Raw genomic sequence first — 15,077 nt, forward strand, 5'->3', positions numbered from 1 at the left:
GCTTGCCAGTCAAGCGCTGGCAGCTCCTATAAGCAGAGCAATCAGAACTCGTAGTTGGCCGAGATCCACAGGCGCCGGCCATCCTGCGGGTTGCGGTAGCGGTTGCCGTAGGTGACAGTGTTGCCACTCTGGTAGTAGGGCCGGTAGTCCACGAAGTCCTTGTTGAACAGGTTGTAGATGGCGGCGCTGACGGTGAACCGGGGCGTGACGCGGTAGCTGCCGCCCACGTGGAACTGGGTGTAGGCCTTGTAGTCGCCCAGGATCTGCGCGGCGGCAATCGAGGTGGCCGCGGTGCCGGGGTCGCGCCAGCGCTCGCTGCGGTATTCGGCGCGCAGCCAGGTGTTCCACTGGGCCGAGGGGGTCCAGTCGATGCGGGCGTTGAGCGCGTGCTTGGGCGTGTCGGTCAGCGGCTTGCCGGCGTTGGGGCCGCTCTTTTGCTCGCTCTTGGTGTAGGTGTAGTTGCCGCTGGTGGCCCACTGCTTGTTGATGGCGTAGCGCGCGCCCAGCTCCAGGCCGCGGGTGACGGCCTCGTCCACGTTGATGCTCTGGCCGAACATGTCTACCCTGGGCCAGTTGCCGAAGTCCACGCAGCCGGGGCGATTGGGCGCGCCGGGCCAGCCGCAGTTGGGCAGGCCGGGGCCGCTGGTGATCTTGTCCTTGAACTGGTTGTTGAACAGCATCGCGCTGGCGGAGAACCCCCGGGCATCGTCGAAGTACACGCCCAGCTCGGTGCTGCGGCTGGTCTCGGGCTTGAGGGTGGGCGTGCCGATGAGCGGGATGGTGCCCTGCCCGCCGAAGCCGTTGATGCCGGGCGCGAGCTGCTCGACGCGCGGGGTCTTGTAGCCGTTGCTCACGCCGCCCTTCACCGTCCACTGCGGTGCGGCGTTCCACACGCCGTAGATGCGCGGGCTGGTCTTGCCGCCGAAGATGCTGTGGCGGTCGTAGCGCGCGCCCAGGGTGAGCTTGAAGGTATCCACCAGGCTCCACTCGTCCTCGACGAACAGGGCCTTCTGCGTGAACTCGAACTTGCCGGGCGCCACGCCGTCTTCCATCTCGGCCTCCCACCACTGGCCGCCCAGGGTGGTGAGGTGGTTGCTCCAGGGGGTGACCAGCTTGGTGTCGAACACCTTGCTCTTGACCTCCAGCGTGCGCGGGCCGCCGGCCACGGCGCCCGGCGTGCCGGGGGAATGGTGCGGCCGATGGTCTCGGTGCTGTTGACCATGTAGCTCGTGTCCCAGGTGCCGAAGCCGTAACGGCCGGTGTGGGCGATGCTCCACTGGTCGCGGTTGTACTTCTGCTCGGGCGCGTAGCCGCCGGTGCCCAGCGTGCCCATCTGGCCGCGCGAGTTGTCGTAGGTCTGGCGGCCGGTGTCGACGTCGAGCACGATGTCGTGGTAGCGGTTGGGCGTGATGGACAGGCGTGCGCCGAGGGTGTCCACGTCGGACTTGACGGGGTTGGCGCCCATCGAGGGGATGACCAGCTGGCCGTTGGCGCCGACGTAGGTGACGTCGGCCGCGTTGCGGCGGAAGGCGCTGCCGCGCAGGGCCAGGCCCACCAGATCTTCCTTGATGGGGCCGCTCAGGTAGAAGCGGGCCGAGCGGGTGTCGCCGAAGGCCGATTCCTCCTGCAGCGTGTAGTCGGCGCCGACCGAGCCGGTCCAGGTCTTGCCCACCTTGCGCGTGATGATGTTGATCACGCCGCCCATGGCGTCGGAGCCGTACAGCGTGGACATGGGGCCGCGGATGACCTCGATGCGCTCGATGGCCGACAGCGGCGGCAGGAAGCTCGTCTGTGTGCCGCCGAAGTCGTTGGGCGTGACGTTGCCGGCCGAGTTCTGGCGGCGCCCGTCGATGAGGACCAGCGTGTAGTCGCTGGGCATGCCGCGGATGCCGATGTTCAGCCCGCCGGTCTTGTCCGTGGCGGCGCCGATGTCCACGCCCTCCACGTCCTCCAGCGCCTGCGCCAGGCTGCTGAAGCGCTTTTGCTCCAGTTCCTTGCGCGTGATGACGGTGATGGAGGCCGGCGCCTCCTTGATGTCCTGTTCGAAGCCCGAGGCGGAGACCACCACCTCGCGCAGCTCGGCCACCGGCTCGGCGGCGCTTTGCGCGGATGCCGCACCCATGGCGCACAGGGCGGAAACGGCGACGGACAGGGGAAGGAGGCGCTGCGGACAGACGCCGCGCGGTGTGCGAGTTGGCATGGAAAACACTCCAGGAACAAAGAAACGGGGATCCCGTGCAATGCGCGCTGAAATGTTTTGTTATGCGAGACGGAAGATGCAGGGCAAAATTGTATAGATAATAAGAATTGTTTCTATTATCAATTTCAACAAATGCACACAAAGTGTGGCTGCCAGCCCACACCCAAGCCGTGCGTCAGTACACGTCGCGCCGGTAGCGCCCGCTGCGCACGAGCTGCTCCATTTGTTCGGCTCCCAGCACTGCGCGCAGGGTGTCGTCCACGCCTTGCGCCATGCCCTGCAGGCTGCCGCAGACGTAGATAGCCGCCCCGCCCTGCACCCACTCGCGCAGCGTGTCCGCGGCCTGCGCCAGGCGGTCCTGCACGTACACGCGCACAGCCTGGTCGCGCGAGAACGCCAGGTCCAGCCGCTGCAGCACGCCGCTGGCCAGCCAGGCCTGCAGTTCGTCGCCGTACAGCGTGTCGTGCGCCGCGTTGCGCTCGCCGAACAGCAGCCAGTTGGGCCCCGCGCCCGCGGCGGCGCGTGCGCGCAGGTGGCCGCGCAGGCCGGCGAGGCCCGTGCCGTTGCCGATCAGCACCAGCGGCCGCGCGGCGTTGTCCTCCAGCCGGAAGTTGCGGTGCGCGCGCAGCCGCACCTCCACCGCGCCGCCCAGCGGCGCCTCCTGCGTGAGCCAGCCCGAGGCCACGCCCGGCGTGCCGTCCTCGCGCAGCGCCTGGCGCACCAGCAGGTGCACACGGCCGTCGGCCGCGATGGAGGCGATGGAGTACTCGCGCGGGTGTTCGGGTGCCGCCGGCACGCGCACCTGCGCCAGGTCGCCGGATTCCCACGCCGCATCGCCGCGCGGCGGCTGCAGCGCGAGGTGGAACACCGGCGCGCCCGCGCTGCCAGGGTTCAGGTGCCGGCGCTCGGCCAGCGTCCACGGCTCGAAGGCGCCGGCCTGCCAGGCATCCAGCGCGGGCACCTCGCTCAGGCTGGAGACCTGCGCCAGGTGGTGCTGCCATGCGGCCAGAGCGGCGGGCGCGGCGTTGTCCATGTCGATGCGCTCGAACCACGGCACGGCGCCGCGCGCCTGGAGCCAGGCATCGAGCGCGCGCCCGAAGCCGCAGAACTGCGCGTACTGCCGGTCGCCCAAGGCCAGCAGGCCGAAATGCAGGTGATCCAATGCGCCCACGGCGCCCTCGCCCATGCAGCGCGACTGGAACAGCGCGGCGTTGTCGGGCGCGTCGCCTTCGCCGTAGGTGCTGGCGACGAACAGCGCACGCTGCGTGCGGGCCAGCAAGGCGGCGTCCACCGCATTGAGCGCGCACAGGTGCACGGGCTCGCCCGCGGTGTGCAGCAGCCGCGCCGTTTCGCGCGCCAGCTCCTCGGCCTGGCCCGTCTGGCTGGCGAAGGCGATCAGCAGCGGCTGCACCCCGTCGCGCGCGGAAGCGAGCACGGCGGCCTCCTGCCGCGCACGGGCCTGCTGGCGGCGCTGGCGCAGCCAGATGCCCCCGCACAGCGCCGCATACAGCACGATGAGGAGGACCGCCGCAGCCATGCGCAGCGCGGATTCGGAGAAGGCCATGGTCAGGAAGTCAGTGTCTCGAAGGCCGGCGTCATCGCCATCGTCGGGCCCTGCGCCGTGCGCTCGCACAGCAGCGCGGCCACGCCGCGCGACGCGGCGAACGCCAGGCCCTCGCGCGGCCCCAGCACGGTGAGCACGGTGGCCAGCGCGTCGGCCTGCATGCACTCGGCGTGCAGCACGGTGACGCTGGCCAGCGCATGGGCCACGGGCGCGCCGGTGCGGGGATCGAGGGTGTGCGAGTAGCGGCGCCCGCCCTGGTCGAAGGCATGCCAGTGGTCGCCGGAGGTGGCGATGGCCATGTCCTGCAAGACCAGCGTATGCGGCGAGGCGCCCTCTCGCGCGGTGCCGGCCACGGCCACGCGCCACGGCTGCCCGTCGGGCCGTCGGCCACGCGCGCGCAGCTCGCCACCCACTTCCACCAGGAAGTCGGCCAGGCCCAGCGCCTGCAGCGCATCGGCCACCAGGTCCACGGAATAGCCCTTGGCGATGCCGCACAGGTCCACCTGCGCGCCACCGGGCTGCAGGGCCAGCCGCTCGGCGGGCCGCAGTGCGATGCGCGCGTGGCCCACGCGGGCCTGCGCCCGCGCCATTGCGCCGGCATCGGGCACCTGAGCGGAATGGCCGGCCGGGCCGAAACCCCACAGGTCGACCAGCGGGCCCATGGTGGGGTCCCACGCACCGCCGCTCTCACGGGCCCAGCCGAGCGCGCAGGACAGCACGGCGAAGCATTCGGGCGGCAGGGCCTGCCAGGTGCCGGGCTCTGCGCGGTTGAAACGGGAGATGTCGGAGTCCTGCTCCCAGTTGCTCATCTGCCGCACGACCAGGGCCAGCGCCTCCTCGATGGCCGCGCGCAACTGCTCCAGGGGCAGGAAGCGCGGATTGGCCAGCCGCACCGACCATGTGGTGCCCATGGCCTCGCCGCGCAGCGTGTGCAGCGTGGCCGGGTCGGCCGCGCGCAGCGTGGGCGCGGCGCCGTAGCCCTGGGGCAGGAAGGACACGCCGCCGCCCATCGGGGCGGCCGCGCGCGCACCCGGGCCCCTGCGCAGCAGCGCGGGGCCATAGTGCACGCGCAAGGGCTGGGTCAGGGCAGCACCTCGACCGTGCCCACGTAGGACAGGCGCCGCTCCTTGGCCTGCGGCAGCGTGGTCTTGCCGTCGTTGGCGTCCGCGTCCACCCAGTACATGCCGGCGGCGGGCCAGGTCACGCTGAATTCGCCCTTGGCATCGGTCGTGGCCTTGATTTCGTTCAGCGCATCGCGGTAGCGCGAGCCGCCGGCCACCAGCACCACTTCGAGGCCGGCGGCGGGCTTGCCGTCCACGTGGAAGGCGAACGTGGCCTTCTCACCCTTCACGAGGTCGTTGGGGTGGGTCACGGGCACCAGCTCCAGGCCCTTGCCCGTGGGCTTGACGGCGCTGGGCTTGCCCACGGTGACGAAGGTCTCGATGCGGCCGGCGGACTGCGTGACCTTCAGGTCCTTCGCATCGGCGGGCACCTCGGCGGCGAACTTCTCGGGTGTGCCGCGCCAGCGCTTGGGCTGGCCGCCCGCGTCCTTGTAGCTGGCGTTCAGCCCGCTGCTGACCACCGCCAGGCGGTAGGTGCCGCTTTGCGTGAGGTTCAGGTCGAACACGCTGCGCAGCTTGCCGCGGTGCATGTTCTCGGGCTTGGCCTCGCTGCCGTCGGGGGCGGTGACGACCAGGTTGTCCAGCGCCAGCGGGAAGTGGTTGAAGAAGAACAGGTCGTTGGAGACGGCGGCGTCCACCGTGATCCATTCGGCCTTGGACAGCACGGTGCTCGACGGCAGCAGCCATACGTTGTGGGCCTGGGCGGTGCCGATGGCGCCGCACAGGGCGATGAGGCTGGCGGCGATGCGGGTCTTGATCTGCATGGGAAGGGTTCCTTGCGTGAAAGTGGAAAGGTTCAGGGTTTCAGGTCGAGCGTGACCTGCCCGAGTTCGGTGCTGCCCTTGGCGCTCAGTTGCGCGGCCTTCGGGGCAGGCCAGGTGAACGGGATGGTGACCAGTTCGCGGCCGCCCACCTCGCGCGCGGCTTCCACCACGAGCTTGTATTCGCCGGCCGGCAGCTTGGCGAGCGGGTTCGTGCCCTCGGTGAACTGCATCTGGTGCTTGCCCACGGGGCGCGTGGGGCCGGTCACGCCGTCGATGGGCAGCTCCAGCTCGCGGCCCGTGCGGCGCCACCACTGGCGCATGTCCTTGAGCCACTTAGCGCCCTCGGCGTTCTTCATCTTCACGTCGTACCAGACGGCCAGCGTGGTGGCCACGGTGGCGTCGGGGCGCTCGATCCAGGCGGCCACGTAGGGGCGGTGGTATTCGGCGACGTCCAGGCGCGGGATCTCGACCCCCACGCCCAGCCCCGCCGCGAAGGCCGGCGCGCCCAGGCAGGCGCCCAGCGCCACCGTGTAGCGCAACTGCAAATGCTTCGTCATAGGCATTCTTTCGATTCAGTGGATAAACAGGAGCGCCAGCAGCGCGGGCAGCACCAGCCCCAGGCCCACCATGGGCCAGGTGAAGGGGCGGTTGCCCGCATGCATCTTGAGGATGAACAGCCCGGTGATGCAGAACACCAGGCAGGCGGCGGCGAAGATGTCGATGAACCAGCTCCAGGCCGTGCCGGTGTTGCGGCCCTTGTGCAGGTCGTTGAGGTAGGAGATCCAGCCGCGGTCGGTGCGCTCGTACTCGGCCTCGCCATCGGGCAGGCTCACGCGCATCCAGGCATCGCCGCCGGGGCGCGGCAGCGAGACGTAGACCTCGTCCGGCGACCACTCGGCCTCGCGCCCGTCGGTGTCGATGTCCCACTGCGCACGCGCCCAGTCCCGCAGCGCGGCGGGCAGCGGCACGCGGTCCTTGCCGTCCGGCGCCTTCAGGCCCGCCAGCACGTCGGCAGGCACGGTCGCCTGCAGGCTGGTGACGCGGGGCTTGGCTTCGATCTGCCCCGCATGGTTGAGCGTGATGCCCGTCACCGCGAACAGCAGCATGCCCACGAGGCAGATGGCGGAGCTGACCCAGTGCCATTCGTGCAAGGTCTTGAGCCAATAGGCGCGGCGGGGGGATGCGGGAGAACGGTGCGTCATGTGAACCAGGTGCGCCCCCTCAACGCGCCATGCGCCCGGGAGCCGCGCTATTCTAGTGACGCCAAACAATAATGAATTGCATTTACGCGATCTTTACCCGGGATTGACCGCCCGGTGGGCTCCATACATAGCTATCGAAAAAGGAGCTGCCAGCGCTTGCTGAACAAGCGCTGGGAGCCAAAAACACCTCAAACCTTTACGCACCATCAGGCCACGACCGCCGCCGTGCGCAGCGCCTGCGCCTGCGCGGGGGAATAGCCCAGGCCCGCGAGCAGTTCCGCCGTGTGCTCCCCCAGTCGCGGCGGACTGCTGCGCACCGGCAGGCGCTCGCCGTCCATGCGCAGCGGTAGCAGCGTGACGCGCGCGGTGGCGCCCGCGCGCTCGCCGTCGGGCAGGGCCACCTCGGCCAGGCCGCCGGTGGCCTGCAGGTGCGGGTCGTCGAACAGTTCCTCGGGCCGCCGGATGGGCGCGAACGGCAGGCCGTGGCGCTCGAAGATGGCGGCCAGTGCATCGGCCGTGTGCCCGGCCAGCCGCTCGCGCAGCACGGGCATCAGCGTGGGCCGGGCGCGCACGCGGTCGTTGTTGGTGGCCAGCAGCGGGTCGGCCTTCAGGTCGGCGAAGCCCAGCGCGTCGCAGAACGCCTGCCACTGCGCATCGCTCACCGCGGCCAGGAAGATCTGGCCGCCGTCCTTCACGCTGAACACGTCGTACACCGCCCAGGACGAGATGCGCTCGGGCATGGGCGCGGCGGGCTGGCCCGTGACGGCGTACTGCATCATGTGCTGGCCCACTAGGAACACGTTGTTCTCGAACAGGGCCGCATCCACCTCCTGCCCCCGGCCCGTCTGCGCGCGCTGCATCAGCGCGGCCATCGCGCCGATGGCGCCGAACATGCCGCCCATGATGTCGTTCACGCTGCTGCCCGCGCGCAGCGGGTCGCCCGGGCGGCCGGTCATGTAGGCCAGGCCGCCCATCATCTGCACCACCTCGTCGAGCGCCGTGCGGTGCTCGTAGGGCCCGGGCAGGAAGCCCGTGTGGTTCACATAGACCAGGCGCCCGTTCAGCCGCGAGAGCGCGGCGTAGTCCAGGCCGTACTTGGCCATCACGCCCGGCTTGAAGTTCTGCGCCACCACGTCGGCCGAACTGGCGAGGCGGATCGCCACCTCCAGCCCCCGGGGGCTGCGCAGGTCGATGCCGATGCTCTTCTTGTTGCGGTTGAACATGGGGAAGAAGCCCGCCCCCGCGCCCAGCAGGTGGCGCGTGCGGTCGCCGTCGATGGGCTCGACCTTGATGACTTCGGCCCCCAGGTCGGCCAGCACCATGCCGCAGGTGGGGCCCATGACCATGTGGGTGAACTCGACCACGCGGATGCCGGCGAGCGGCAGGGTGGCAGGGGTAGATGCGTTGGGTTCCATGGGTGCGAGGGTACGGCAACCCAGCCAGACCGACCGCGACCGGTTTCCATCGGTAACACCGGCCGATATAGTGGCGGCCTCCCCCCTCACCGCCCAAGGACCCACGCATGAATCGCCCGCCTGCCCGATACGCCTGCGCTGCCGCACTGCTCGCCACGGCCTGCGCGCCGGCGGCGGCGCAAACCATCACCACCACCGGCATCGCCGGCGTGCCTGTGGGCGGGGCGTTCGTGCTCGGCGCACTGGCCCTGCTGCTCGCCGTTCTGGCCGCGCGCGCCCTGCCGCGCGACGCGCGCATGGCGCTTCTGCTGGCGGGCATGGCGCTGGCGGGCGCCCAATGGGGCGGCCAGCCGCTGCTCGCGCAGGTGCTGGCGCGGTTCACGCAGCCGGGCGGCGAGACGCTGCCCATCCCTGTCACGCCGGTCGCCAACGGCTTCGAGCCCGCCTACTTCGAGAACGCCAGCGGGCGAGGCCTGCACATCGCCGCCATCGCCCCGCCCGGTTTCACCGCCTGCTTCCCTGGCGGCGTGGCGCCCGTGCTGCCACCGCCCGCCAGCGGCGGGCCGGCCGACTGCGCGGCCGGGCAGCCCCTGGCGGCGGGCGCCACCTGCCAGGTCAACGTCGATGCCATCTGCAAGGCGCTGGCCGCGCAGGCGGTGGCCAGCATCAGCGTGGCGCCCGCCGCCATGGGCTTCATCGCCGGCGGCAGCGCCAGCGTCACCGTGGCCAACGCGGCCTCGTCACCCGTGGTCGCGCAGAACGTGGCGGCGCACATTCCTGGCGGCAGCGCCATTACGGTGCAGGGCACCACCTGCGGTGCCGCGCTGGCGCCGGGCGCCGCGTGCACCATCACCTTCACCGCCGCGGCGCCAGCCGGGCCGGCGGCCGTCACCATCAGCGGCAGCAACACCGACACCGCCACGGTGAGCGTACAGGTGATGCCGGCGCCGGTGGCGATCATCAGCGTCGCACCCACGGCCCTGACCTTCGCCATGAACGGTAGCGCCAATGTCACCGTGACCAACGCAGCTGGATCGCCCGTGGCCGCGCAGAACGTGGCGGCGGTCATTCCCAGCGGCAGCGGCCTGTCGGTGCAGAGCACCACCTGCGGCGGGGTGTTGGCGATAGGCGCGTCATGCACCTTCACCCTCACCGCCATGGCACCCGAAGGCCCCACGGCGGTGGCGATCAGCGGGGACAACTCGAACACCGTCACCGCGAGCCTCACGGTGGTGCCCTTGCCCGCCATCGCCATCACCGGGCCGGTGCAGCCAAGCCGCGTCATCGCCGTGAGCGGCACACCGCTGGTGCTGGAGGTCACCAACAACGGCACAGCCACAGCCACCGACATCACCGTGGTGGACAAGACCGCCGTGCCGGACGTGGCGGTGGACGCCAGCAACTGCACCAGCGTGGCGCCGGGCGCGAGCTGCACGCTGCTACTGACCTCCAGCACGCCCTACGCGCCCGCCACCCTCACCATCAGCGGCAGCAACACGGCGAACAGCCCGAGCACGCTGGTGGCGTTCTCGCACCTGGGCGGGCTGGTTTTCGAGGCCAGCGGCGGCGTGGGCAAGGTGGTCAGCACCACGGATCCGTCGCCGAGCTCCTGGATCGGCTCGCTCGCCGACATCCCCGGCGCGGCCAGCACCAGCGACGGGGTGGCCAATACCGACGCCATCGTGACCGATGCGTCGTGCACCGGGAATACCGCCAGGTGCGCCGCCCAGCAATGCCGAAACATCAGCCCCGACTGGTACCTGCCGGCCCCCAACGAACTGGTGGCGGCCCTGGGCGCGCTGTGTTCCAACAGCGACACGCCTTGCAACTTTGGCGATTTCCAGAGCTTGTGGTACTGGACTTCGCAGGAGTTCAGTATCGATAAAGCAAGGGTGATCCTGCCCCCTCCAGCATGGCGGGAACTGCTCCGAAAATCTCCTATAGCCGATACCGCTGCGTCAGGACTTTCACGAACTGATCCGCTGCGCCCCTGCGGGACGCAGGGGCGGCTCACCCCAGCTCGAACGTACCAATGCCGAAGGTGCGCTGCATGTCGGGCAGCCGGGACGCGCCCTTGTACATGCGCGCGGTCTCGAACACGGGCGCCATGCCGCAGCCCTCGGCCAGCACCACGGCAGCGGCATTGGGCTGCGGTATGTCGAGGAATACGGCGCTGCCTTCGGGAACGCAGGCCATCAGCGCGCGCAGCAGCGTTTCGGCCTGCGCGGCGTCATCGGCGATCAGCGGGCCGATCTTGTAGCCTTGCAGGCAGGGGCGGATCACGCCGTAGGCCGCCAGCCGCCCGCCTTGCATCAGGCCCAGCGCGCGGTGGCCGTCCTGATGCACCCAGGCATGCAGGAAGGCCGCGCGCCCGGCGGGAAAGCAGGGGCGGTCGCAGTCCAGCACCTGCTGCCAATCCAGCGTGCGCAAATCAACCGCGCCACCCCCGCCGCCGTGGCGCGCCGCGCCTTGATAGCGCACGTTGCGGTGCGCCAGCGCGAAGCCCGAGCGGCGGTAGTTGGCCTGCTGCGCCACCACGCCGTCCAGCCCCACGGCGCGCGCGCCCAGGTGCGCCATGCCCGCCTGCCACAGCGCCCAGCCGTGGCCCCGGCCCCGGTATTCGGGCTGGACGATGTACAGGCCCAGAAAACCGTAGTCCGCGCCATAGCGCACCACCGAGATGCAGGCGATGGGCTCGCCGCCCACCAGCCCCACCAGAAAGCCCTGCGGATCGGCCGCGTAAAAGCACGCCGCATCGTGCAGGCCGGGGTTCCAGCCCTCGCGCGCGGCCCATTGCAAGGCGGTGCCCAACTCGCCGGGGCACATGGGGCGGATGTGACTGGCACTGGTGTTGTGCATTTCGCTTCTATTTTGATAGCATATTGCGCTCGACTGGCAAGCGCTGGAGACCAAAAACACTCAAAACCAGCGCCATCAGAATCAGCCCCCATTGCGACAGCGTGGGGATGGCCTGCGGCGCGGCGGCGGCGGCCAGCACCACCACGCCGGGGTCCACGATCTCGTTGTTCTGTGCGCCGTCCGCGTCGCCATCGCCGCCATCGGTCAAGGTCAGCGTCACGCGATTGCCGGCGATTTGCGCATGGCCGTATGCGGCCCACTGCATGGCGCTGTCCCGTTTCCAGTACTGCAACGCGGCTGCGGGGCCGGGCAGGTTGGCGCCATAGTCGATCTGCACCTGCACTACGCCGCCCAGGTCGCAGCCCGTCAGCTTGAAGCCCAACTGCGGCCCCGACGCCTGCACCCCGGCAGGCAATCCGGTGACGGCGGCCGCGGGAAGGCTTTGGGCGCTATCCAGCGTGCAGCCCGCGCCGCCGCCCGTGAACTGAAAGGTCAGCAGCGCATCGCTGTAGCTGCGCCGCACCGGGATGACGGGCTGGCTTGGCTGCGAAGCGCCGCTGGTGTGGCCCGTGGCGTTCGTCGCCACCACGGTGAAGGTATAGGCCGTGCCGTTGGTCAAACCCGCAACGGTGCACGCCAGTGCGCCCGTGGTGGTGCAGGTTCGGCCGGGAGGACCGCTCGCGGTCACGGTGTAGCCGGTGATGGCGCTGCCGCCGGTACTCGTGGGCGCGGCCCATTGCACCGCGGCCACGCCGTCTCCGGGCGTTGCCGCAACGCCCGTTGGCGCGCCCGGCGGCGCCGGCGCGGCAACCGGGATGACGGGCTGGCTTGGCTGCGAAGCGCCGCTGGTGTGGCCCGTGGCGTTCGTCGCCATCACGGTGAAGGTATAGGCCGTGCCGTTGGTCAAACCCGCAACGGTGCAAGCCAGTGCGCCCGTGGTGGTGCAGGCCCGGCCGGGAGGGCCGCTCGCGGTCACGGTGTAGCCGGTGATGGCGCTGCCGCCGGTATCCGTGGGCGCGGCCCATTGCACCGCAGCCACGCCGTCTCCGGGCGTTGCCGCCACACCCGTTGGCGCGCCCGGCGGCCCTGCGACAGCCTGCACGTTCAGCGCATGGCTCACCTGCGCTGGCAGCCACGCGCCATTGCCGGCCTGGCTGGCGGTGACGGTGCAGGCCCCCACGCCCGCCGCGTGAAAGGTGACGGTCAGGGTGCCCCCGTCCAGGCTGCAGGCTCCTGAAACGCCGAATGCCACGTCCAGGCCAGACTCGGCCGACGCGCTCAATACCAATGGCACGCCCACGTGCTGCTGGCCCGGGTTGGGGAAGGTGATGGTTTGCGGCTTCTTCGTCACAGCCGTGGCGCCGCCGGGATTGTTCAGGCGAATGAGGGCATAGCGGCCATTGGGGCTGCCGGCGGCGGGCGTCAACGAGAGCTGCGCCATGGTGTCGGGCGCAAGCTGGAAGCGGTAGTAGTTGCTGCTGCCCTGCGGATTGAGCGTCACGCTCGCGGTTCCATCCGCCGGCAGCGGTATGTCCTTGATTGGAAAACCGCCCAATCCGCCATAGACCGAACGATAGTTCCAGCTCAGTGCTGCATATTTACCCGAAACGCCGAGCGCACCCGCCTTGGCGCTGTCATCCACATAGGCGGAAATCAGGTAATCCTCCAGCCATTCGCGCGGATCGGCACCAATGGCGTTTTGCAGATTGTTCAACCCGGTGAGGCTACTGCCGGCCAGGGCTTGAATGAAAGCTGCCTCATCGGAAACCGATGGCCCTGCGTGGCGATCCGCCACGTACCGCAAAAATGCCCACTGGGATCCACTGCCGGACAGGGTTTTCTTGCCACCGTCAAGAACGCCGATATGGGAGGGAAATTGCAGCCAGGTTCGCAGAGGGCCATACAGCGTATTCACATAGGTATTGAATGCGTCCACTCTTTGCAATGCGCTCGGCCCGGTGGTGAGGTTGGCCAAATTGATGTTGTTGAAGGGGGCAATGCCGGGCGCCCGGGCATAGAAAACCTGTTCCACGGCCATGTTGCCCAGGGCTTCGTCCAGCCAGGCTTCTTCAAACGGGCTGTTCGATGCCATGCGATGGCCGTCAACGATCAGGTGGGCCAGTTCGCGGGCAAAAGAGGGCGGCACCACACCCTGCACATAAGAGACGGTGCGAACATTGCTATTGACCGCCCCCGTGGGGTCGGGAGCCAGAACGTAGATGATCTCGCCGAGATTGCTGGTGGCGCATTCTTGCCGGGACAGTTTGTCTCTTGGCAGATACAGGCTGGCGGTTGTGTTGGACGACGCAGGAGCGGCCAGCTTGTTCACCCCCTGGGTGATGAAGACCACCACTTTGCCATTGCCATCCAGGTCGGAAGGCTGGCCGAATTTGCCGGCGATGGTTGGATACACCACGGTATCCAGCTCCGTGAAGGTGGCCTGCCAATCGGCAAGCGACATGCCAGAGACGGGGTTGCCGCCGTCCATCACCACGGCAATATGGTTTCCCACCCAATACACCGTGCCTGCTGCGCCAAGGCCCGGGCTGCACTGGTTGCCCAGATCGGCATTCAACTGCCATGCGTCGCCCACATGGGGCTGCTGCCCGCCGGGAATGGCGGCTGGCGGGTTGAGCGGCGCGCTGGCGTCCACCCCTCCCTTGCGGGTCAGAAAATCCGCCAGCAGTGCCTGGCGGCGGGCAATGCGTGGATCGGCAGCCTGCGGCGTGGAGTTGCCTGGTGATCCTGCCGCCGTGGCGACGTTGCCGCTGATGCCCACGGTGAGCGGCAGCGCAGCACTGGCGTCCAGGTTCATCGGCACCAGCAGGTATTCGGCATCGGCGATATCCGGGTTGAATATCCGCAGGCCGGTTCCCCCGGCGGCAATGGTGCCGCGATGCTCCTGCAGAGCGCTCAGCGTGATCGACGGTAGGGCCTGGGCATTGACCTGCTGGGCAAACACAAGTGCCGCCAGCCAGAAAAGGACCGCACGGAACCGCAACCCTAGGTGGTGATGTACGCCGATGGTGTTCATGTCTTCTCCTGCACGATTTTAGAATATTGCTATCATAAATATAGCTTCCAGCGCTTGAATGGAAAGCACTGGAGGCCAAAAATACGTCAAGCCATGCGGCGCGGTAGGCGCGGGGTATCGGTCATACCGGGACGATAGGCAGCTTGTGACGATTTGTATATCCCCAAAACTGGGGACATGACGGCGCCCCGCGCTTGCAGGCAAGATGCGCGGCCATGTCTGCCCCGAGCACCGCTGCCCTGCCCCCTTCCATCCGCGTGGCGATGGTGGAGGACGACGCAGCCAGCCGCCACGCGCTGGCCGATGCCGTGGCGCAGGCGCCGGACATGCGCATGGCCTGGGCGGCGGCCAGCCGGGGCGAGGCGAGCCGCTGGACGTGCTGCTGGTGGACCTGGGCCTGCCCGACGGCACGGGCCTAGACGTGATCGCCGCCGCGCGCGCCGCCCTGCCCGGCTGCGCGGTGATGGTGAGCACGATCTTTGGCGACGAGACGCACGTGCTGCGCGCCATCGAGGCCGGGGCGATGGGCTATGTGCTGAAGGATTTGAGCGCCGCCGAGCTGGTGGCCGAGATCCGCAGCCTGCACGCGGGCGGCAGCCCCATCAACCCGATGGTGGCGCGCAAGCTGCTGTTGCGCCAGGCGGCGCAGGCGCCCGCCCATCCGCCCGCCCCGCTGTCGGCCCGCGAGGCCGAGGTGCTGCGCCTGGTGGCGCGCGGCTACACGGCCGACGAGGTGGCGGCCGCGCTGGGCGTGTCGCCGCACACGGTGCAGACCTTCGTGCGGCGCATCTATACCAAGCTGCAGGTGGGCTCGCGCGCCGAGGCGGTGCGCGAGGGGCAGCGGCAAGGGTGGTTGAGTGAGGGGTGAAAATCACAAGCCCCATCGGCCCCTGGCGCTTTTCCAGAAAGCACTGGCAG

At 69.4% G+C, this 15,077-nt stretch carries 9 protein-coding genes and 3 pseudogenes; 2 read left to right on the plus strand and 10 right to left on the minus strand.

Annotation, left to right across the window (positions count from 1 at the left end; all coding sequences use genetic code 11):
• Positions 1–41 precede the first annotated feature (41 nt).
• The 7 genes and pseudogenes from AAG689_RS14860 to AAG689_RS14890 form a co-directional block, all read right to left on the minus strand.
• Positions 42–2,200 (minus strand): annotated as a pseudogene (locus tag AAG689_RS14860) (TonB-dependent receptor domain-containing protein).
• A 175-nt stretch (positions 2,201–2,375) separates the two neighbouring features.
• On the minus strand, positions 2,376–3,764 hold the full coding sequence (locus tag AAG689_RS14865) for a sulfite reductase subunit alpha (RefSeq protein WP_406622683.1): 1,389 nt from the start codon (positions 3,762–3,764) through the stop codon (positions 2,376–2,378).
• Between the two features lie 2 nt (positions 3,765–3,766).
• Complete coding sequence (locus tag AAG689_RS14870; protein WP_406622684.1) at positions 3,767–4,837, minus strand: FAD:protein FMN transferase; 1,071 nt, start codon at positions 4,835–4,837, stop codon at positions 3,767–3,769.
• Between the two features lie 8 nt (positions 4,838–4,845).
• Positions 4,846–5,649: a DUF4198 domain-containing protein gene (locus AAG689_RS14875; protein WP_020230382.1), complete on the minus strand. Its 804-nt coding sequence runs from the start codon at positions 5,647–5,649 to the stop codon at positions 4,846–4,848.
• Between the two features lie 32 nt (positions 5,650–5,681).
• Entirely contained in the window at positions 5,682–6,206 is a 525-nt protein-coding gene (locus tag AAG689_RS14880; protein ID WP_020230381.1) for a DUF2271 domain-containing protein, read from the minus strand.
• 15 nt (positions 6,207–6,221) lie between these two features.
• Entirely contained in the window at positions 6,222–6,851 is a 630-nt protein-coding gene (locus tag AAG689_RS14885) for a PepSY-associated TM helix domain-containing protein (RefSeq protein ID WP_406622685.1), read from the minus strand.
• A gap of 206 nt (positions 6,852–7,057) precedes the next feature.
• Positions 7,058–8,266 (minus strand): CaiB/BaiF CoA transferase family protein, encoded by a 1,209-nt coding sequence (locus AAG689_RS14890; RefSeq protein WP_406622686.1) that lies wholly within the window; start codon positions 8,264–8,266, stop codon positions 7,058–7,060.
• Positions 8,267–8,373: 107 nt separating this feature from the next.
• Here AAG689_RS14890 and AAG689_RS14895 point away from each other — a divergent pair.
• Positions 8,374–8,832, plus strand: a pseudogene (locus AAG689_RS14895) (midcut-by-XrtH protein); the annotation flags it as partial.
• Between the two features lie 893 nt (positions 8,833–9,725).
• Here the strand turns inward: AAG689_RS14895 and AAG689_RS14900 are convergent.
• The 3 genes from AAG689_RS14900 to AAG689_RS14910 all read right to left on the minus strand — a co-directional run bounded on the left by AAG689_RS14900 (position 9,726) and on the right by AAG689_RS14910 (position 14,159).
• Positions 9,726–10,085 carry a hypothetical protein gene (locus AAG689_RS14900; RefSeq protein WP_406622687.1) on the minus strand — a complete coding sequence of 120 codons (360 nt, stop codon included), beginning with the start codon at positions 10,083–10,085 and terminating at the stop codon, positions 9,726–9,728.
• Between the two features lie 191 nt (positions 10,086–10,276).
• The gene (locus tag AAG689_RS14905) at positions 10,277–11,125 is read right to left on the minus strand and encodes a GNAT family N-acetyltransferase (protein WP_406622688.1); all 849 of its coding nucleotides are present in this window, start codon (positions 11,123–11,125) and stop codon (positions 10,277–10,279) included.
• A gap of 7 nt (positions 11,126–11,132) precedes the next feature.
• Complete coding sequence (locus AAG689_RS14910; protein WP_406622689.1) at positions 11,133–14,159, minus strand: IPTL-CTERM sorting domain-containing protein; 3,027 nt, start codon at positions 14,157–14,159, stop codon at positions 11,133–11,135.
• A gap of 215 nt (positions 14,160–14,374) precedes the next feature.
• On the opposite strand from AAG689_RS14910, the pseudogene AAG689_RS14915 reads away from it, so the two are divergent.
• A pseudogene (locus AAG689_RS14915) lies at positions 14,375–15,027 on the plus strand (response regulator transcription factor).
• Positions 15,028–15,077 lie beyond the last annotated feature (50 nt).

Source organism: Acidovorax sp. SDU_ACID1, from assembly GCF_045291395.1.
Classification (GTDB): Bacteria; Pseudomonadota; Gammaproteobacteria; order Burkholderiales; family Burkholderiaceae_C; genus MR-S7.

Excerpts from the sequence above, each read along its gene's own strand:
- AAG689_RS14865 (WP_406622683.1), bottom strand. The coding sequence starts at position 3,764 with ATGGCCTTCTCCGAATCCGCGCTGCGCATGGCTGCGGCGGTCCTCCTC.
- AAG689_RS14875 (WP_020230382.1), bottom strand. The coding sequence starts at position 5,649 with ATGCAGATCAAGACCCGCATCGCCGCCAGCCTCATCGCCCTGTGCGGC.
- AAG689_RS14880 (WP_020230381.1), bottom strand. The coding sequence starts at position 6,206 with ATGACGAAGCATTTGCAGTTGCGCTACACGGTGGCGCTGGGCGCCTGC.
- AAG689_RS14885 (WP_406622685.1), bottom strand. The coding sequence starts at position 6,851 with ATGACGCACCGTTCTCCCGCATCCCCCCGCCGCGCCTATTGGCTCAAG.
- AAG689_RS14890 (WP_406622686.1), bottom strand. The coding sequence starts at position 8,266 with ATGGAACCCAACGCATCTACCCCTGCCACCCTGCCGCTCGCCGGCATC.
- AAG689_RS14905 (WP_406622688.1), bottom strand. The coding sequence starts at position 11,125 with ATGCACAACACCAGTGCCAGTCACATCCGCCCCATGTGCCCCGGCGAG.
- AAG689_RS14910 (WP_406622689.1), bottom strand. The coding sequence starts at position 14,159 with ATGAACACCATCGGCGTACATCACCACCTAGGGTTGCGGTTCCGTGCG.